Origin of the sequence: Paraprevotella clara YIT 11840 (genome assembly GCF_000233955.1) — a bacterium.
Taxonomy (GTDB): Bacteria; Bacteroidota; Bacteroidia; order Bacteroidales; family Bacteroidaceae; genus Paraprevotella; species Paraprevotella clara.
The window spans coordinates 67,935-85,745 of record NZ_JH376577.1; the positions used below are offsets into that span (position 1 = coordinate 67,935).

At 52.2% G+C, this 17,811-nt stretch carries 20 protein-coding genes; 6 read left to right on the forward strand and 14 right to left on the reverse strand.

Annotation, left to right across the window (positions count from 1 at the left end):
• Positions 1 to 64: 64 nt before the first annotated feature.
• From HMPREF9441_RS00340 to HMPREF9441_RS18520, 3 genes are all read right to left on the reverse strand, one after another.
• Positions 65 to 427: a hypothetical protein gene (locus tag HMPREF9441_RS00340; RefSeq protein ID WP_004308431.1), complete on the reverse strand. Its 363-nt coding sequence runs from the start codon at positions 425 to 427 to the stop codon at positions 65 to 67.
• A 12-nt stretch (positions 428 to 439) separates the two neighbouring features.
• Positions 440 to 1,675, reverse strand: coding sequence for a site-specific integrase (locus HMPREF9441_RS00345; RefSeq protein ID WP_004308432.1), 1,236 nt, complete (start codon positions 1,673 to 1,675; stop codon positions 440 to 442).
• A 163-nt stretch (positions 1,676 to 1,838) separates the two neighbouring features.
• Complete coding sequence (locus tag HMPREF9441_RS18520; RefSeq protein ID WP_008616583.1) at positions 1,839 to 1,979, reverse strand: hypothetical protein; 141 nt, start codon at positions 1,977 to 1,979, stop codon at positions 1,839 to 1,841.
• A gap of 51 nt (positions 1,980 to 2,030) precedes the next feature.
• Here HMPREF9441_RS18520 and HMPREF9441_RS00350 point away from each other — a divergent pair, with 51 nt between their 5' ends.
• From HMPREF9441_RS00350 to HMPREF9441_RS00370, 5 genes are read left to right on the forward strand one after another with little or no spacing between them, the layout of a single operon-like run.
• Entirely contained in the window at positions 2,031 to 2,687 is a 657-nt protein-coding gene (locus tag HMPREF9441_RS00350) for a PASTA domain-containing protein (RefSeq protein WP_008616584.1), read from the forward strand.
• A gap of 21 nt (positions 2,688 to 2,708) precedes the next feature.
• Entirely contained in the window at positions 2,709 to 3,797 is a 1,089-nt protein-coding gene (locus HMPREF9441_RS00355) for an RluA family pseudouridine synthase (protein ID WP_008616585.1), read from the forward strand.
• A 35-nt stretch (positions 3,798 to 3,832) separates the two neighbouring features.
• Complete coding sequence (locus HMPREF9441_RS00360) at positions 3,833 to 4,840, forward strand: D-alanine--D-alanine ligase (protein WP_008616586.1); 1,008 nt, start codon at positions 3,833 to 3,835, stop codon at positions 4,838 to 4,840.
• Between the two features lie 15 nt (positions 4,841 to 4,855).
• Positions 4,856 to 6,013, forward strand: coding sequence for a hypothetical protein (locus tag HMPREF9441_RS00365; RefSeq protein ID WP_008616587.1), 1,158 nt, complete (start codon positions 4,856 to 4,858; stop codon positions 6,011 to 6,013).
• Positions 6,014 to 6,017: 4 nt separating this feature from the next.
• A complete protein-coding gene (locus tag HMPREF9441_RS00370; protein ID WP_008616590.1) occupies positions 6,018 to 6,707 on the forward strand; it encodes a NigD1/NigD2 family lipoprotein in 690 nt (229 codons plus the stop codon).
• Between the two features lie 106 nt (positions 6,708 to 6,813).
• Here HMPREF9441_RS00370 and HMPREF9441_RS00375 read toward each other — a convergent pair whose 3' ends face one another.
• From HMPREF9441_RS00375 to HMPREF9441_RS19150, 11 genes are all read right to left on the reverse strand, one after another.
• Positions 6,814 to 7,776 (reverse strand): Rossmann-fold NAD(P)-binding domain-containing protein, encoded by a 963-nt coding sequence (locus HMPREF9441_RS00375; RefSeq protein WP_008616591.1) that lies wholly within the window; start codon positions 7,774 to 7,776, stop codon positions 6,814 to 6,816.
• Between the two features lie 30 nt (positions 7,777 to 7,806).
• Entirely contained in the window at positions 7,807 to 9,057 is a 1,251-nt protein-coding gene (locus HMPREF9441_RS00380) for a glutamate-5-semialdehyde dehydrogenase (RefSeq protein WP_039864672.1), read from the reverse strand.
• 98 nt (positions 9,058 to 9,155) lie between these two features.
• On the reverse strand, positions 9,156 to 10,244 hold the full coding sequence (gene proB / locus HMPREF9441_RS00385) for a glutamate 5-kinase (protein WP_008616594.1): 1,089 nt from the start codon (positions 10,242 to 10,244) through the stop codon (positions 9,156 to 9,158).
• A 16-nt stretch (positions 10,245 to 10,260) separates the two neighbouring features.
• Positions 10,261 to 11,058: a pyrroline-5-carboxylate reductase family protein gene (locus HMPREF9441_RS00390; RefSeq protein ID WP_008616595.1), complete on the reverse strand. Its 798-nt coding sequence runs from the start codon at positions 11,056 to 11,058 to the stop codon at positions 10,261 to 10,263.
• 79 nt (positions 11,059 to 11,137) lie between these two features.
• Complete coding sequence (locus tag HMPREF9441_RS00395; protein ID WP_008616596.1) at positions 11,138 to 12,271, reverse strand: aspartate aminotransferase family protein; 1,134 nt, start codon at positions 12,269 to 12,271, stop codon at positions 11,138 to 11,140.
• Between the two features lie 44 nt (positions 12,272 to 12,315).
• Complete coding sequence (gene argC, locus HMPREF9441_RS00400) at positions 12,316 to 13,290, reverse strand: N-acetyl-gamma-glutamyl-phosphate reductase (protein ID WP_008616597.1); 975 nt, start codon at positions 13,288 to 13,290, stop codon at positions 12,316 to 12,318.
• Positions 13,287 to 13,499, reverse strand: a complete 213-nt coding sequence (locus tag HMPREF9441_RS00405) for a PspC domain-containing protein (RefSeq protein WP_008616598.1) — start codon at positions 13,497 to 13,499, stop codon at positions 13,287 to 13,289. The genes argC and HMPREF9441_RS00405 overlap by 4 nt, the downstream gene beginning before the upstream one ends.
• A 3-nt stretch (positions 13,500 to 13,502) precedes the next feature.
• Positions 13,503 to 14,708, reverse strand: a complete 1,206-nt coding sequence (locus tag HMPREF9441_RS00410; protein ID WP_008616600.1) for an argininosuccinate synthase — start codon at positions 14,706 to 14,708, stop codon at positions 13,503 to 13,505.
• 28 nt (positions 14,709 to 14,736) lie between these two features.
• Complete coding sequence (locus HMPREF9441_RS00415) at positions 14,737 to 15,387, reverse strand: hypothetical protein (RefSeq protein WP_008616605.1); 651 nt, start codon at positions 15,385 to 15,387, stop codon at positions 14,737 to 14,739.
• Between the two features lie 101 nt (positions 15,388 to 15,488).
• Positions 15,489 to 15,965 (reverse strand): arginine repressor, encoded by a 477-nt coding sequence (locus HMPREF9441_RS00420; protein WP_008616607.1) that lies wholly within the window; start codon positions 15,963 to 15,965, stop codon positions 15,489 to 15,491.
• 115 nt (positions 15,966 to 16,080) lie between these two features.
• A complete protein-coding gene (locus tag HMPREF9441_RS19150; RefSeq protein ID WP_008616608.1) occupies positions 16,081 to 16,203 on the reverse strand; it encodes a hypothetical protein in 123 nt (40 codons plus the stop codon).
• A 102-nt stretch (positions 16,204 to 16,305) separates the two neighbouring features.
• On the opposite strand from HMPREF9441_RS19150, the gene HMPREF9441_RS00425 reads away from it, so the two are divergent.
• On the forward strand, positions 16,306 to 17,670 hold the full coding sequence (locus tag HMPREF9441_RS00425; RefSeq protein ID WP_087943174.1) for a TrpB-like pyridoxal phosphate-dependent enzyme: 1,365 nt from the start codon (positions 16,306 to 16,308) through the stop codon (positions 17,668 to 17,670).
• Positions 17,671 to 17,811: the final 141 nt, after the last annotated feature.

Genomic DNA, 17,811 nt, shown 5'->3' on the forward strand with positions numbered 1-17,811 from the left:
AAAAAGGAAACGGACAGCACCCGATGGCGTTGTCCGTTTCCTTTTTCGTTGTCTGTATGCGTGTTCAGCAATATCCGGTTTTCCCGTTCTGTATGAACATCACGTATGCCTGCCTCTTTTCCTTTGAGAGTGCCTTCTCCACCAGCCACATGCGGAACACGTGTGTATAGTATGTGTTCAGCCGGAAGGCTACTGGAATGATGATTTCAAGCGAGTAAACATCCGCGTACAGGCCGTTTTCAAGCTGTATGTAGCGGCATACCTCGTAGTCGTTCAGCACGTCCGACTTGCGGACGGCTTTGATGGCGGCGTTCACTGCCGGGACGGTGGCATGGAACTCTTCGGCGATTTCCCCGGCGGTCATCCATACCTCGTTACCGGTTACGCTGACCGTCTTGTCCTCTATAATGATTATGTCACGTTTCATGGCGTCTCTGTTTTAGATGGTACATCCTGCAAATTCCTCGATTTGGTTCAATCTTGCGGCAAGGTTCTCCATGTCTTGGTTGAGCTTCTCTTTGGTTATCTTCGCGTATATCTGCGTTGTCTTTATACTCTTGTGTCCCAGCATGGAACTGACTGTTTCGATGGGTACACCGTTGGAGAGGAACACCGTCGTGGCTGCCGTATGGCGGCTCTGATGCCACGTGATGTGCTTGGTGATGCCGCAACGCTTGGCGACGGCACGGATTCCGGCGAGGCACGTGTTGTAGTGGGGAACAGGGAAAATCCTGCCGTTTTCGCACAGCCCGCGGTATTTGTCGATGATTTGTTTCGCAATGTCAAGCAGGCGGATGTTAGACACCACGCCCGTCTTCTGGCGGTTGATGTTTATCCACTCGTGTTCATCGAAGTAGGTGCGGATGTTCTCTTCCGTCAAATTGCGCATATCGGCGAATGACAAGCCCGTGAAGGCGCAGAACAGGTAGAGGTCGCGGTATAGTTCCTGTTTGGCGTTCTTCAGTTTACCTTCCATCAGCAGGCGGATTTCGTCTTTGGTCAGGAAACTGCGTGTCGTTTCCTCCTTCTTGATTTCATACTCCCTGAACGGGTCGCGTGTGAGCCATTCGTTGTTGATGGCGATGAACACCATCGTCCGAAGTGGGCATACATACAGCCACACGGTATTGGTGCAGCAGTGTTTGTCCGTGCGCAGAAACATCTCGAAGTCGGAAATGAAAGCGGGGGTAAGCTCTTTCAACGCGATGTCCTTCACGTGGTAACGGATGTTGAGAAACTCTTGCAGGTGCTTGTAAACGGTCTTGTACTTCAAGAGTGTGCCTTTGGCTTTCATGCCTGCTTCCACCTGCTTGGCATAGTCCTCGTTGTGTTGCTGGAACACCTGCATCAGCGTGTGATAGCGGTGTTCCAGTCCGAGAAAGGCGTTCTTCACCTTCTCTGCCGTGACGAAGTTGTCACGCTCCATGATTTCCTGATAGTGCTTGTTGATGCGCACCCGCATCTTGTCAAGCATGCGGTTCGTTTCGAGTGCCGCCGTGCTTCTGCCCGTGACACGTCCCCCTTTGGTGTCCCACAACTTGGGATCGATGGTCAGTTTGCAACTGAATTGCGTCTGGCTGCCGTCCACCGTGATGCGTCCCATGACGGGAACCGTCCCGTCTTTTTTCACTACCTGACGTTTGAGGTAGTAAATAACTGAAAATGTACTCTTCATCGTCCTTAATTTTTTTGTTCAAAATTAGTTGGTGAAGAGCCCTCCTCTGATACGCAAATTGCGGAAGAACGGCGCAATCTTTTTTCGTTACCGGATTTTTTGCGTGAGTTGTCAGTAACTCACTAATCCTTAAAGCCTTGTTTCGTTATTCGTGTCCATTTCGTCACCTATTGAGCGTGGTTACGAACAAGTAACGTAGCTCCGTCTTGATTTGGCTTCGGCGTGGATTGTAATGGCTCTCGGAATAATTGGCAGCGTTAATGAAACCCCTGTAAATCAAATCCATTACCATATTCTTCCGCATTTCACTTTTTTGTAGTAACTTTGTTCCCACAAATATACACAGGTACTCGCAATGACCATAAAAGAATTCTTCGGCAAACTGACCAGCAAAATCATTTGGGTGAATCTGCTGGCGATGTTCTTAATCATAGTAGCCATCGCCGTTGGCATCTGGATTGGACTGGAACGCTACACCATGCACGGGGTGGAAATCACCGTGCCGAACGTGAAAGGCATGCGTGTGTACGACGCACGCCAGACTTTGGAAAGGCAAGGGCTGGTGGCTGTTGTCACGGATTCCGGATACAACAAGACGCTGCCTTCCGGGACGGTGTTGGAACAGACTCCGGCCAACAACAGTCAAGTGAAACCCGGACGGGAAATCTACCTGACCATCAATACGACACGTACTCCCACCCTCCCGATGCCGGACATTGCCGACAACAGCTCCCTGCGCGAGGCGGAAGCGCGGTTAACGGCCATGGGATTCAAACTCAGCCCGTGTGAATACGTAGACGGCGAAAGAGATTGGGTGTACGGTGTGAAATACCGAGGAAAGAACATCTTCGGGGGCGACCGTATCCCTATTGATGCCGAACTGACCCTACAAGTAGGAAGCGGAAGCTTTGGCGACGATTCGCTCTACGTTTCCGGCGACGACTCTATTTCCGTTATGGAAGAAGAGCTTTATGACGAAGACCGGGATGTCACGGTTCCGGATGATTTTTAACGTACGTTCCTCCATGATACAATGAATACGGACTGTAACAACAAAGACAGGCTGCCATCGAACGGCATTCCGTTCACGGACGAAGAACCTGACGAAGAAGGCGTATCGGTGTATGAACACCACCGCCTGACAGCGGACAGCGGACAAAAGCCGATGAGAATAGACAAGTTCCTGATGGAACATCTATACAATACGTCGCGCAACCGGCTGCAACGGGCCGCCGAGCAGGAGTTCATCCTCGTAAACGGACGGCCGGTGAAAAGCAGCTATAAGGTGAAACCGCTCGATGAAATCGTCATTCTCCTGGACCGACCTAAATATGACAATGAAATCATCGCGGAAGACATTCCCCTCGACATCGTGTACGAAGACGAAGACCTGATGGTGGTGGACAAACCTGCGGGATTGGTGGTGCATCCCGGATGCGGAAATTATACCGGCACGTTGGTCAATGCCATCGCCTGGCATCTAAAAGACAATCCGGACTATGACCCGAACGACCCGACCGTGGGATTGGTACACCGCATAGACAAGGATACCTCCGGACTTCTCGTAGTGGCCAAAAATGCCGATGCCAAAACGCATCTGGGCAAACAGTTCTTCAACAAAACCACCAAAAGACTGTACAATGCCTTGGTCTGGGGAAACTTTCAGGAGGAAGAAGGACGTATCGAAGGCAACATCGCCCGCCACCCGAAAGACCGGATGCAGATGGCAGTCTTCCCGCCGGACAGCGAAATCGGGAAACATGCCGTCACCCACTACCGCGTACTGGAGAATTTCAATTATGTCACGCTCGTGGAATGCAGGCTGGAAACCGGACGTACCCATCAAATCCGAGCCCACATGAAACATATCGGCCATCCGCTTTTCAACGACGAACGTTATGGCGGAAACGAGATCCTGCGCGGCACACAATTCAGTAAATACAAGCAATTCATACAGAACTGCTTTGCCGTATGCCCGCGTCAGGCACTCCATGCCCGGACGTTGGGATTCATACATCCGCGCAGCGGACAGGAGATGTATTTCACTTCGGAACTCCCGGCGGACATGACGACACTATTGGAACGGTGGCGCAGTTACACCGCGCACAGGGATATGGAATAAACAGAAACATAAGCTTATTATAATATCAGCAAAAAATGAAAAAAACAATCGCGATTGTAGCCGGAGGGGATTCCTCCGAACACGACGTTTCCCTTCGGAGCGCCGAAGGTATCCATTCCTTTCTCGACAAGGAAAGATATGAAGTTTATATCATTGAAATCAAAGGTATGACATGGGAGGCTCATCTGAAAGACGGGAGCCGTTCGAACGTGGACCGCAACGATTTCAGCTTCATGGAAGGCGGCAAGCGTATCCGGCCTGATTTCGCCTACATCACCATACATGGCACTCCGGGCGAGAACGGTATCCTGCAAGGATATTTCGACCTCATCCATCTGCCTTACTCCACATCGGACGTGCTCGTGGAGGCCATGACGTTCAATAAATTCACCCTGAACCAGTACCTGAAAGGATTCGGTGTCAGCGTCAGCGAAAGCCTCATCGTCCGTAAAGGGTTCGAGCATTTGATCACCGATGACGAAATCATAGAAAAAATAGGTTTGCCCTGTTTCGTGAAGCCCAATGCGGGCGGTTCCAGTTTCGGTGTGACGAAAGTGAAAAGCGCCGACCAGATACACGAAGCCATTCTGAAAGCCATGCGCGAAAGCGACGAAGTGATGGTGGAAGCCTTCATGGAAGGAACGGAAATCAGCCAGGGGTGCTACAAGACGCAAGAGAAAGAAGTGGTGCTGCCCGCCACCGAAGTGGTGAGCGACAACGAGTTTTTCGATTACAACGCCAAGTACAACGGACAGGTCAGGGAAATCACGCCGGCACGCCTGAAAGAAGAAACCGCCGAACGCGTAAGCCTCATCACCTCCATGATATATGACATCTTGGGATGTAACGGAATCATCCGGGTGGACTATATCATCACGCACACCACCGACGAAAACGGCAAAGAGAGAGAACGAATCAACATGTTGGAAGTCAACACCACACCGGGCATGACCGCCACCAGTTTCATTCCCCAACAGGTACGGGCTGCCGGAATGGACATGAAAGACGTGTTGACCGACATCATCGAAAACAAACTGTCATAACAAACCTTACAGCTTATGCGTACGCCTGAAGAATTCGACGAAATCCGTCCATACGACCCGGAAGAGCTTCCGGCCATATTTGAAGAACTGATAGCCGACCCGGAATTCCGTGCCGCCGCCGAACAAGTATTGCCCGAAGTGCCTTATGAAGAGGCTTGCAACCGTCTGCGCCGTTGCCGGACCAATCTGGAAGTGCAACAAACCTTCTTCTATCCCTTGCTTCACGGCATTGTCGACCGATGCAGCGACGGACTAGTGCTGGAGAACAGCCAGTCGGTAGACAAACGTGTACCGCATACTTTCATCACCAACCACCGCGACATTGTGATGGACTCGGCTTTCCTTTCCATCAGTCTGTTGGACAACGGTTTCGGCAACACAATGGAAATTGCCATAGGCGACAACCTGTTGATACGCCCTTGGATTAAAAAACTGGTAAGGGTGGACAAGGCCTTCATCGTACAACGCTCTGTAAGCCTGCGTCAAATGCTGGCTTCCAGCGCACGGCTAAGCCGCTACATGCACTACGCCATCGCCACGAAACATGAGAACATCTGGATTGCCCAACGGGAAGGACGCGCCAAGGATTCAAACGACCGCACGCAAGATTCCATCCTCAAAATGATGGCCATGGGGGGAGAAGGAAGTATCATCGACCGCCTGAAGCAGTTGAATCTCGTACCGACCGCGCTTTCATACGAATACGACCCTTGTGATTATTTGAAAGCACAGGAATTCCAACAGAAGCGCGACATCGAAGGATTCAAGAAGAGTCCGAAAGATGATCTGGTAAACATGCAGACCGGGATTTTCGGATACAAAGGGCGGATATGCTTCCGCGTGGCCGGCCCGCTGAACGATTGGCTGGACACATTGCCCGCCGATATGCCCAAGACGGAACTGTTCACGGCCGTGGCATCTCGTATCGACAAGGAGATTCACCGCAATTACAAGTTATACGCCGGGAACTATGTGGCTGCCGACTTGTTACGGGCGACAAAAGAGTTTGCGGCACATTACACTTCTGAAGAGAAAACGCGTTTTGAAGCTTACCTCGAAAGCCGTCTGGAAAAAGTAACCTTACCCAACCCAGACACGGCCTTCTTACGCGAACGCTTGCTCACGATGTACGCCAATCCGGTATTTAACTATATGGCAGCCCGTCAGGAATAAAGATATGAAAAGGCATTTGAGGTTAAAAACAGACTTTCCGCTTTTCCGGTTCTTGCCGGAAAGGTGGACAGCCTGTCTGTTTCTTATAGGTTGCCTGTGCTGCACGGCATGCGGTGACGATGAGGAAGACGGATATGTATATCCCTCGCTTCTGACTGAATTCGTTGAAGTCTATACGGACGCGAAAGGCAACGGCACGCAATTTGTCACCGACAACGGTAAGATATATGCCATCAACAGCCCGATACAAGGTTTACAGCCTGACGCTGCCTACCGTCTCGTATGCGGCTACGAAGTGACAGCCGACGACCAAGAAGGGCACCCTGTGGCTAAAATCTATACGGTCGAGACGGTTAACCTCTTGAAGCTGAAAGAAGAATCTTCGGACACTGATGACCCGTTGGCTGTCGCCAGTATCTGGAATGGCGGAAATTACCTCAACCTTCACCTCATGCCCAAGACACAAGGCGGTACGCAGGAATGGGGATACCGGTCGGATTCCACCCGCTCTTCCCATACCGGAACTGTTTACCACTTGTCACTTTATCACCGGCAGCCCGGCGACCCGTATTCATATTCCACCACGGTATATGCCAGCCTCCCCCTTCTTCCTCTCGGCCTACAAGAAGGTGACAGCATCGCATTCACGATTCTGACTTTCGACGGACGGAAGACGTGGCGGTTCGGCTTTTAGCACTTCACGCCCAAATAATCCTTATAAAGAGAGCTTTCCTTAGTATTCTTTTCAATCTGACCGACAAACAGAAATATACTCCGCTTGCCGGTCAGATGTGTTAGGGTTATAATGCCTCCAGCATTCGTTTAAGCACTACTGTGGCTGAAATCTCACGATTGGCAGCCTCGGGGATGACCAACGATTGCGGGCTTTCTATCACATCGTCCGTCACAATCATATTGCGGCGCACGGGCAGGCAATGCATGAAGAAAGCGTTGTTCGTCACAGCCATGTGAGCAGCATCCACCGTCCAACTCATGTCCTTGTTCAACACCTTTCCGTAGTCCGCCGGACGGGTCACACCGGGACAGCTCCAGTTCTTGGCGTAGATAAAGTCGGCCCCTTCGAAGGCTTTCAGTTGGTCGTACTCCACACGGGCGTCACCCACGAACCTCGGATCGAGTTCATAGCCTTCGGGATGCGTCACAACGAAATCCACGTCTGCGGCGTTCATCCATTGGGCGAAACTGTTGGGTACGGCCTGAGGCAACGCCTTGGGATGAGGAGCCCACGAGAGCACCACCTTGGGGCGCGCCGTCCGTTTGTACTCTTCGATGGTAATCAGGTCGGCAAAACTCTGCAAGGGATGCACCGTGGCACTCTCCATAAAGAACACGGGCTTGCCAGAGTAACGGATAAATTGGTTCAGTATCTTTTCCTCATAATCGTCCTTACGGCTTTCGAAGGTGGCAAACGAACGTACTCCGATAAGGTCGCAATAGCATCCCATCACGGGAATGGCTTCCAACAAATGTTCGCTCTTGTCGCCATCCATAATCACGCCACGCTCCGTCTCCAGTTTCCATGCCCCTTGGTTCACGTCGAGCACGATGACGTTCATGCCAAGATTCATGGCAGCCTTTTGCGTACTCAACCGTGTGCGCAGACTGTTGTTGAAGAAGATGAGGAGGGCAGTCTTGCTCCGCCCCAGTTCCTGATATTGAAAACGATTCTTCTTTACCTCGAAAGCCTCGCGCAAGGCGGCTTTCAAATCGCCTAAGTCTTCTACGTTTTGAAATACTCTCATAAGATTGTTGTTTAATGATTGATAATCGGACTATTTCGGACGTACCTGTCCGTCGCCCTGCACGAACCATTTGTAGGTCGTGATTTCTTCCAACGCCATCGGGCCGCGAGCGTGCAGTTTCTGGGTGCTGATGCCTATCTCGGCTCCAAGTCCGAACTGAGCCCCGTCGGTAAACGAGGTCGGCGCATTGGCATACACGCAGGCAGCATCCACCAACTGCAAGAACTTTTCGGCTGCATCGGCGTTCTCGGTAATGATACACTCGCTATGTCCCGACCCGAAACGGGCGATATGGGCCAGCGCCTCGTCCAAAGAGTCCACCGTCTTCACGGCCATTTTGTAATCCATAAACTCAGTACCGAAATGTTTCTCCGTAGCCGCTTCCAACAGATCCGCCGGATAATGCCCCTGTAGGGCGGCCAAGGCGCGGCTGTCGGCATAAATGCGCACACGGCCCTCCTGCAACGGAGCGCACAATTGCGCCAGGTCGGACAAACGGGAGGCATGAATCAGCACGCTATCCAACGCATTGCATACGCTCACCCGGCGCGTCTTGGCATTGTTGATAATAGCGGCACCTTTCCGCACATCCCCATCCACGTCAAAATAAGCATGGCAAACTCCGGCTCCGGTCTCTATGACCGGAATACAGGCATTCTCGCGCACATATTGAATCAAAGCACTACTGCCACGCGGAATCAGCAAATCCACATAACCGCGTGCCTGCAGCAAAGCCGCCGTGGCCTCACGTTCGGCCGGTAATAAGACAACGACGTCCGGATTCACACCGAAACGCTCCAATACGCCGTGGATTACTTTCACAATGGCACGATTGGAAAAGTCAGCGTCGCTTCCGCCCTTCAACACGCAGGCACTCCCGGCCTTGAGGCAGAGCGAAAAGACATCGAAGCTCACATTGGGGCGTGCCTCATAAATCACCCCTATCACGCCGAACGGCACACTCACCCGTTTCAAGTCCAATCCGTTGGGCAATACGGTATGTTTCAGCACCCTTCCCAAAGGAGAAGGCAAATCCGCCACATGACGCGTGTCGGCGGCAATACCTTCCAAACGCGCCGATGTAAGTTTCAGGCGGTCGTACATCGGGTTATCGGGAGACATGCGCTCCAAATCGCGCGCATTCTCCGACAGGATGTATTCCGACTGTGCCAAAGCCTCATCCGCTACCGCACGTAGTATCTCATCCACACGTCCTACCGGCAACTGCAGTAACTCGCGGCCGGCTGCTCTTGCCCGTTCAAACAGAGAAGTCAAATCCATAGTTTTCCTTTTATTATTGTTTTTATTGATTTTCACCTACACGGTTCCACGTCCGGCACCGAGCATACAAGCCCCATACCTGTATCGGAAAGCCGGGCTTATTCCAAATATAAATAATCATAATGCACCAAAGGCTTACAGTCGTGCTGCCCGATGACCCGGGCGGCTTCCTCGCAGCTATATGCCACACGCCCCACTCCCAGATTCTGCCCCTCGGGCGACATGATACGTACCAGGTCACCTTTTTCAAAATCGCCTTCCACATGCGTGACCCCTACCGGCAGGATACTCACGGCACGGTCGCCGCACACGGCTTCCACCGCCTTGGCGTTCAGGTAAACCTTCCCTTTCGTGAACCCTGTGCTGTGAGCCACCCATTTCTTCACGCTCGACACATTGCCTTCACGCGGAGCAAAACGGGTGCACACCCGGCTTCCGGGACGCAGGACCAAGTCAGTAAGCACGTCGTCGCGTTTGCCGTTGGCAATGATAACTTCGATGCCTTCGTCGGCCACCTTGCGGGCAATGGAGCATTTGGTCATCATCCCGCCGCGTCCGAAACCGGATTTCTCCGTACGGATATACTCCTGCAAATCCCGTTCCGGTTCCACCTCACGGATAACCTCCACGCCCGGTTCGCCGGGAAGGCCGTTGTATATGCCATCCACATTGCTCAATATGATTAAAGCCTGCACATCCATCATCGTGGCAATCAAACCGGACAGTTCGTCGTTATCCGTAAACATCAGCTCCGTCACGCTGACGGTGTCATTCTCGTTCACAATCGGGATGACTCCATTTTCCAACATCACCATCATACAGTTCCGTTGGTTCAGGTAATGGCGGCGCGTACTGAAACTCTCTTTCATCGTCAGCACCTGCCCCACCGGCAAGCGGTGCTCGCGGAACAGTTCGTAATAGCGGTTGATGAGCTTGGCCTGCCCCACTGCGGAAAACAGTTGCCGCTGGTCCACGCTGTCCATCTTGCGCGAGACGGCCTCTTTCAGCTCGCCTCTCCCACTGGCCACGGCACCGGAAGAAATCAATATGACTTCGATACCGTTTTCCCGCAATTCGGCAATCTGGTCCACCAAAGCCGACATGCGTGTCACGTCCAAAGCCCCGTCCTTACGGGTCAGAACGTTACTTCCTATCTTGACGGCTATGCGTTTATATTGTTGTGACATAAAGACACTCCTTTCCTTATTTCTTTACCGAAGCCCTCAATCCTTTGATGACGCTTTGGGTGAACCCAGCCTCCTCCATCGCATTCAGCCCACGGATGGTCAAGCCTCCGGGAGTCGTCACCCTATCAATCTCCATTTCCGGATGCAAGCCTCCGGCCGTTAACAAATCCACGGCCCCTTTCATGGTCTGCATGATGACGCGCTGCGCATCCTTGGCATAAAAGCCCAATTCCACACCACCTTCGGTAGCCGCACGGATGTAACGCATCACGTAGGCTATGCCACAGGAAGCCAAAGCCATTCCCGCGTCCATCAAGCGTTCCTCAACCAACATGGCATCGCCCATCTCCTTAAACATCGCCAGCATTTGGGCGTCCAATTCCGGCGTGGAGCAAACGGAAGTCATAAAAGTCATACCGCTCATAACTGCAATGGCCGTATTCGGTATCAAATAGTACACTCCGGGGTATTCTCCGTCACCACGATCCAAATAAGTACAAAGTTGCGCCGTGCCAATCCCACCTGCCATAGAGGCTATCGCCTGATTATCATAATCCAAACCACCTTTGATTTCCTCTATCACCTCTTGTATCTTCCAAGGTTTCACAGCTAATATAACCACATCAGCCCCTGTCGCCGCCTGGGAATTCTCACAAGTGATGTTCAACTCCGGAAACTCAACCTTCAACGCCTCCAACTTACCCCGACTGGGATTGGACACCGTAATATCCGATGTCTTGACCAAACTTCCCTTTGCCAAACCACGGGCAACGGCTCCTCCCATATTGCCCGCACCGATAATTGCAATCTTCATTGTCACTCTCCTCCTTAAAAGCAGACAAACCGGTCTCCGACATACGCCTGCGACCGGTTTATCTCCGCTTGATTATTCATTAATTATTCACTACACGTTCCAACCGTTTCAAGAAATCAGCCGCTTCCGCCTCACCCAGACAAAGCGGCGGCAAGAGCCTCAGCACGTTCGTGCCGCTGCATCCCGTGAAACAATGCTCCTCAAAGAGCAACTTGTTCCTGATTTCCTTGTAAGGCACGTCCAACTCCACGCCTATCATCAGGCCGCGCCCTCTGACATCCACCACATGAGGCAGGCGCAAAGCCTTTATGCCTTCCATCAGGAAATTTCCGACCTTGGCGGCATTTTCCACCAGATGCTCCTCTTCCATGATGTCCAACACGGCCAAGGCGGCGGCACAAGCCAAATGGTTTCCACCGAAAGTCGTACCCAACTGGCCGTACACTGGAGTGAATTTGGGCGAAATCAACACCGCCCCCATGGGAAAACCGTTGCCGATGCCTTTGGCCACCGTAATCAAGTCCGGCTTCACCCCCAAATGCTGGTGGGCGAAGAACTTGCCCGAACGGCCGTAGCCACACTGGATTTCATCGCAAATCAACACCGTATCCGTTTCGTCACATGCCTGCCGCACGCCTTGCATGAACTCGGCAGTGGCCAACCGGATACCTCCGACCCCTTGAATACACTCCACAATCACGGCACACACATCGCCTTTGGCCAACTCCACCTTGAAAGCGTCCAAATCATTCAAAGGCAAGTAAGTCACATGCCCGTTGGCGTTGATGGGAGCTATGATTTTAGGATTGTCCGTTGCCTCCACGGCCAAAGACGTACGCCCATGGAACGCTTTTGAAAGGGACAACACGCGCTTGCGGCCATTATAGAAACTGGCCAACTTCAACGCATTCTCATTGGCTTCCGCCCCGGAATTAATCAGAAAGAACTGATAGTCCTCATAACCGCAGGCCTTGCCCAAACGCTCCGCCAGTTCCACCTGCAACTTGTTGACCACGGAATTGCTGTAGAAACCCAACCGGCCAAGTTGCCGTGTCAGCTTCTCTATATAATGCGGATGGCAGTGACCGACACTGATTACGGCATGGCCGCCATACAAGTCCAGATACTCCTGCCCCTTGTCGTCCCAGACATGGCATCCTTTCCCTTTTACGATGTTCACATCGAAAAGCGGATATACGTCGAATAGATTCATTTTATTCCTCCTTTCTTAAATATGACATTCCGTCGCACCCCCGTTTAGAATGCGGACGGTTTCAGGCGCAAACCGGACGTTTCGTCCAGCCCGAACATGAGGTTCATGTTCTGCACGGCCTGCCCGCTGGCGCCTTTGAGCAAGTTGTCTATCGTGGCCGTGACCAACAATTTATCGCCGAACTTATCCACGTGCACCAAAGCCCTGTTGGTGTTGACCACTTGCTTCATGTCGATGGCCTTGTCCACGTAATGCGTGAAAGCCGCGTCCTTGTAATACTCCTTGTAAAGCCCGGCAAAATACCCGGCATCAGCCGACGCGTCCACACGGACCACCTCGGTGGCAAAAATTCCTCGGGCAAAGTCGCCGCGATAGGGAATGAAATCTATCGCTCCGTCGAAGTCCGGCTGCAAGGCACGGAGAGACTGGCAAATTTCCGGTACATGCTGATGGTTGAAAGCCTTGTATATGCTCATGTTGTTGTTGCGCCAACTGAAGTGCGTGGTCGCGCCGGGCTTCACCCCGGCACCGGTACTTCCCGTGATGGCATTCACCGACACGTCGCCACTCAACAGGCCGTGGGCAGCCAAAGGCAGCAACCCCAACTGGATGCAAGTGGCAAAACAACCGGGATTGGCCACATGCTGCGCCCCGGCAATGGCCGCCTTGTCCAATTCTGGCAGACCGTACACGTAGTCATTGCCCGGAGCCGCCAGACGGAAATCCTGCGCCAAGTCGATGATCTTCACCCGGGAAGACACATCGTGAGCCTGCAAGAACTCCGCGCTCTTGCCATGCCCGAAACAGAAAAAGATCACGTCCACCTCGTCGAAAGGCAACTGGTCCGTAAACACCAAATCGGTCTCCCCATACAGCCCTTCGTGCACGTCGGTGATCTTATTTCCGGCGTTACTGGAACTATTGATAAACTTTATCTCCGCTTCGGGATGGTTCAGCAGGATGCGGCAAAGTTCGCCGGCCGTATATCCTGCCCCTCCTATGATTCCAACTCTTATCATTTGAAATATCTGTTTTTTTCCTGAGGAATGACAATAACCAGAATGAAATAGGCGATTACACCGGAAAAGGCGGTGAACAGCGTCAGCAAGACATAACCGACACGTACGAGCGTGACATCCAACCCGAAATATCCGGCAATCGCGGCACATACGCCTGCAAGCATCCGTCCCACACGGGGACGTTCCAGTTTTTTATCTTCCGTCGTCATGGTTTACTTGATTCGTTCCTCGTCCTTATGGTTCGCATAATACAGGCGGAGCGGAGTGGAAGTCACTTTGATAAAGCCCTTGGCGTCCTCTGCCGTCCATCCCTTCTGGGTCTCGCCATACTCGCCGAACTTGTTCTTCACCAAGTCGTCCGGAGAATCCACGCCGACCGTTGTGAAGCCGTAAGGACGAAGCTCCAATGTCACCACGCCGTTCACGTTGCGCTGCGAACTGGTCAGCATGGCCTCGATGTCCGGCATGACAGGCTCCAGATACTGGCTTTCGTGCAAGAACATGCCATACCAGTTGGCCACCTGCTCCTTCCAATATTGCTGCCACTTGCTCAGCGTGTATTTTTCCAAGAAACGGTGCGCACCGATAATCAGCATCGGAGCCGCTGCCTCGAAACCTACACGGCCCTTGATACCGATGATGGTGTCGCCCACATGGCAGTCGCGGCCGATGGCGTAGGCAGCACCTATCTTTTCTATCTCCTGTATGGCCTTGATCTTATCATCATACTCCACGCCGTTCACGCTACAAATCTCCCCTTTCTTGAAACCGAGCTTCAACAGCTCCGTCCCCGTCTTCGTGGGATGTTTCAGATAAGCGCTCTCAGGCAATCCCTGATTGCTGTCCAGAATCTCGCCGCCACAAATCGACGTGCCCCAGATACCTACGTTGTAGGAATACTTCAACTTTGTGAAATCGGCATAATAACCGTGCTGGTTCAGATAATCCACTTCCTCCTGACGGCTCAGGTTGCTGTCGCGCGTGAGTGTGATGATCTCCATCCCCGGCGCCATCACCAGGAAAGTCATGTCGAAACGAATCTGGTCGTTGCCTGCCCCGGTCGAGCCATGGGCTATCGCATCCGCCCCCACCTCGTTGGCATAACGTGCGATGGCGATGGCCTGGAAAATACGCTCGGACGACACCGAAATCGGGTAGCAGTTGTTGCGCAACACATTACCATATATCATGTAACGCAGGCTCTTTTCATAATATTCCTTCGTCACGTCCAACGTGACGTATTCCTTGGCACCCAACTTATAAGCATTTTCCTCGTTGGCCTTCAGTTGCTCGGCGCTGAAACCGCCCGTGTTGGCACAAGCCGCATACACTTCGTACCCCTTTTCCTTGGCCAAATACATCACCGTATAAGAGGTGTCCAAACCTCCGCTGAATGCTACTACTACTTTTTTTGCCATAATATTCCTTTTATTTTGTCTATACCAATTAACGCAGATTTTTTGCAGCCGCCTCGCGGGCCATCTTCACCACATCCTCCGGCAGCTCCACCGGAAGTTTCTCGTCCGGATGCGCGGCAGGGTCATACAACATGGCCGTACACACGCAATACCGCCGCCCCGTACGCTGCAGGATGTCATAATTGACGCAACACGGATGCTCCGGCGTGCCGCAACCTTTCCAATAAGCCTCGTCGTCCGTCAGCTCGGCAAAAGTGACCGGCACGTAACCTAACGCCGTATTGATCTTCATCACGGCACTCTGGCTCGTCAACCCGAACAATTTGGCATGAGGCCACCGCAGGCGCGAAAGCGTAAAGGCCGTCTGCTTGATGCGGGTGGCCAGATGATGACGCCGGAACTTCTCTACGACAATCAGTCCCGAATTGGCCACATATTCCTTGTTTCCCCAACTTTCGATATAACAAAACCCGGCAAATTCTTCTTCATCGCCTTCGCCGGCCAAAGCTATGACAGCCTTGCGTTCCTTCATCTTCGTGGCCAGATATTCATGCGTACGGGAAGCTATCCCGGAGCCTCTCTTTTTCGCAGAATCCGTTATGGTCGCAAGAATAACATCTACATACTTTTCGTGGCTGGCATCTGCCACAACCACTCTGATTCCATCGTTGTATTCCACTTCTTTCTTAAACTATATACTGTTTACATAAATCGCTCCCGCTCGGCAGACTTGGAGCAAGCTCCGTCTGCGCTCGCTTACTCGCGTTTTCTACGTTATATTCATTGTATGTCGGGAATCACCTCGGCCAACCGCCGCAGAGCCAATTCGGAGGAAACTCCTTCCGCCAACACCAGTATGATGGTATCGTCTCCGGCCAATGTCCCCAATATTTCTTCAAACCTCTTGTTGTCTATATCGTATGCGATATGACTTGCATGGCCGGGCAAGGTATGAACCACGGCCAAATTGCCTGAAAATTTCACGGACAAGGCACCGGCCTGATGTACGGCAGAGGCGGTCAGATGGGTGTCCGAGACCCTTCTGTAAAGAGGCGAAGCCGGCAATACATACACATATTTGCCGGAGGCATTCGTCGCCTTGGCCACTTTCAGTTGTTTCAAATCGCGGGAAAGCGTAGCCTGAGTCAATTTGAAACCCACCTTTTTCAACTCACGCAACAACTCCTCCTGGCTTGAAATATCCTGTGCAGACACGACCATCTTGATGGCCTCCAAACGGCTGTCTTTATTCCTCATATATCCCTATCCTTTATTACTCTGGTGCAAAGATATGTATTTTAAGCCTCACCGTTTGCATAATATGCAGATATTTTCTCATTTTTATTCAAAACAAATCATATTCCACTTATTATCAAAAGAAAAACAAACTAAAGCGCCCGTTCCATTCTGCATATTTATGCAATACGTCCACACCGTCCTTTTCCTCTCCCATACCGTATGCCGCAGCCACGCCTCCGGTACTTTTATCAAGCATGTCTTACATATTTTCCTGCAAATCGTCATATATTCCAAACTTTTTCCGTAAGTTTGCAACTAAAGAACAAGAAATTCAATAAACACATCAAACACAATAAGCATTATGGAAAAGAAAAAAAGATATTTCCTGGCAGAAGAGGACATCCCTCGCTATTGGTATAACATTCAGGCCGACATGGTGAACAAACCCATGCCGCCACTCAATCCGGCCACCAAGCAGCCGTTGAAACCGGAAGACCTGTATCCGATTTTTGCGGAAGAACTGAGCCGTCAGGAACTGAACCAGACGGACGCGTGGATAGAGATTCCCGAGGAAGTGCGCGAAATGTACAAATACTACCGGAGCACACCGCTCGTAAGGGCCTACGGATTGGAAAAGGCTTTGGGGACACCGGCCCATATATACTTCAAGAACGAAAGCGTCAGCCCTATCGGCTCGCACAAACTGAACTCGGCATTGGCACAAGCTTACTACTGCAAGAAGGAGGGCGTGACGAACGTAACGACAGAAACCGGCGCGGGCCAATGGGGAGCAGCCCTCTCCTACGCCGCCAAGGTGTTCGGACTGGAAGCGGCTGTCTATCAAGTCAAAATCAGTTACGAGCAGAAGCCCTACCGCCGCAGCATCATGCAGACGTTCGGCGCGCAAGTCACCGCTTCCCCCTCCATGTCCACCCGTGCGGGCAAGGACATCCTGACCAAAAACCCGAACTATCAAGGTTCTTTGGGCACGGCCATCTCGGAAGCCATCGAACTGGCACGCACGACCCCGAATTGCAAATACACGCTCGGGTCGGTATTGAGCCACGTCACCCTGCATCAGACCATCATCGGCCTGGAAGCCGAGAAACAGATGGAAATGGCCGGTGAATATCCGGACATCATCATCGGCTGTTTCGGCGGCGGTTCCAACTTCGGCGGCATCTGTTTCCCGTTCATGCGCCATAGCATCAAGGAAGGGAAAAAGACACGTTACATCGCAGCCGAACCGGCATCGTGCCCAAAACTGACGCGCGGACATTTCCAATACGACTTCGGAGACGAAGCGGGCTACACTCCCCTCCTGCCGATGTTCACCCTGGGACACAACTTCGCTCCGGCCAACATCCATGCAGGCGGACTGCGTTACCACGGCGCGGGCGTCATCGTCTCCCAACTCCTGAAAGACGGACTGATGGAGGCCACCGACATCCAGCAACTGGAATCCTTCGACGCGGGCTGCCTGTTCGCCAAGGCCGAAGGCATCATTCCGGCACCGGAATCCTGTCATGCCATCGCTGCCGCCATCAACGAAGCCAAGGCGTGCAAGGAGAGCGGGGAAGAAAAAGTCATCCTGTTCAACCTGTCCGGACACGGCCTCATAGATATGGCCGCTTACGACCAGTATCTGGCCGGAAACCTGACCAACTACGAACTGAAAGACGAAGACATCCAGCACAACCTGGACGAGATTAAGGATTTGTAAACCGACGGCTCCGGCCTATCCGGCAACATATCAAGCGTCCATGCCCTTTCGCTCTTCCAATTACGAAGGCGAAGAGGCATGGACGCTTGTTTACAGGCACGAAGCCAAAGTATTAAAGTCGGACAAAACGGGGTCTCAGGA

Bases quoted from the DNA above. Each gene is read 5' to 3' on its own strand.
- HMPREF9441_RS00340 (WP_004308431.1), bottom strand. From the start codon at position 427: ATGAAACGTGACATAATCATTATAGAGGACAAGACGGTCAGCGTAACC.
- HMPREF9441_RS00345 (WP_004308432.1), bottom strand. From the start codon at position 1,675: ATGAAGAGTACATTTTCAGTTATTTACTACCTCAAACGTCAGGTAGTG.
- HMPREF9441_RS18520 (WP_008616583.1), bottom strand. From the start codon at position 1,979: ATGCGGAAGAATATGGTAATGGATTTGATTTACAGGGGTTTCATTAAC.
- HMPREF9441_RS00350 (WP_008616584.1), top strand. From the start codon at position 2,031: ATGACCATAAAAGAATTCTTCGGCAAACTGACCAGCAAAATCATTTGG.
- HMPREF9441_RS00355 (WP_008616585.1), top strand. From the start codon at position 2,709: ATGAATACGGACTGTAACAACAAAGACAGGCTGCCATCGAACGGCATT.
- HMPREF9441_RS00360 (WP_008616586.1), top strand. From the start codon at position 3,833: ATGAAAAAAACAATCGCGATTGTAGCCGGAGGGGATTCCTCCGAACAC.
- HMPREF9441_RS00365 (WP_008616587.1), top strand. From the start codon at position 4,856: ATGCGTACGCCTGAAGAATTCGACGAAATCCGTCCATACGACCCGGAA.
- HMPREF9441_RS00370 (WP_008616590.1), top strand. From the start codon at position 6,018: ATGAAAAGGCATTTGAGGTTAAAAACAGACTTTCCGCTTTTCCGGTTC.
- HMPREF9441_RS00375 (WP_008616591.1), bottom strand. From the start codon at position 7,776: ATGAGAGTATTTCAAAACGTAGAAGACTTAGGCGATTTGAAAGCCGCC.
- HMPREF9441_RS00380 (WP_039864672.1), bottom strand. From the start codon at position 9,057: ATGGATTTGACTTCTCTGTTTGAACGGGCAAGAGCAGCCGGCCGCGAG.
- proB (WP_008616594.1), bottom strand. From the start codon at position 10,244: ATGTCACAACAATATAAACGCATAGCCGTCAAGATAGGAAGTAACGTT.
- HMPREF9441_RS00390 (WP_008616595.1), bottom strand. From the start codon at position 11,058: ATGAAGATTGCAATTATCGGTGCGGGCAATATGGGAGGAGCCGTTGCC.
- HMPREF9441_RS00395 (WP_008616596.1), bottom strand. From the start codon at position 12,271: ATGAATCTATTCGACGTATATCCGCTTTTCGATGTGAACATCGTAAAA.
- argC (WP_008616597.1), bottom strand. From the start codon at position 13,290: ATGATAAGAGTTGGAATCATAGGAGGGGCAGGATATACGGCCGGCGAA.
- HMPREF9441_RS00405 (WP_008616598.1), bottom strand. From the start codon at position 13,499: ATGACGACGGAAGATAAAAAACTGGAACGTCCCCGTGTGGGACGGATG.
- HMPREF9441_RS00410 (WP_008616600.1), bottom strand. From the start codon at position 14,708: ATGGCAAAAAAAGTAGTAGTAGCATTCAGCGGAGGTTTGGACACCTCT.
- HMPREF9441_RS00420 (WP_008616607.1), bottom strand. From the start codon at position 15,965: ATGAGGAATAAAGACAGCCGTTTGGAGGCCATCAAGATGGTCGTGTCT.
- HMPREF9441_RS19150 (WP_008616608.1), bottom strand. From the start codon at position 16,203: ATGCTTGATAAAAGTACCGGAGGCGTGGCTGCGGCATACGGTATGGGA.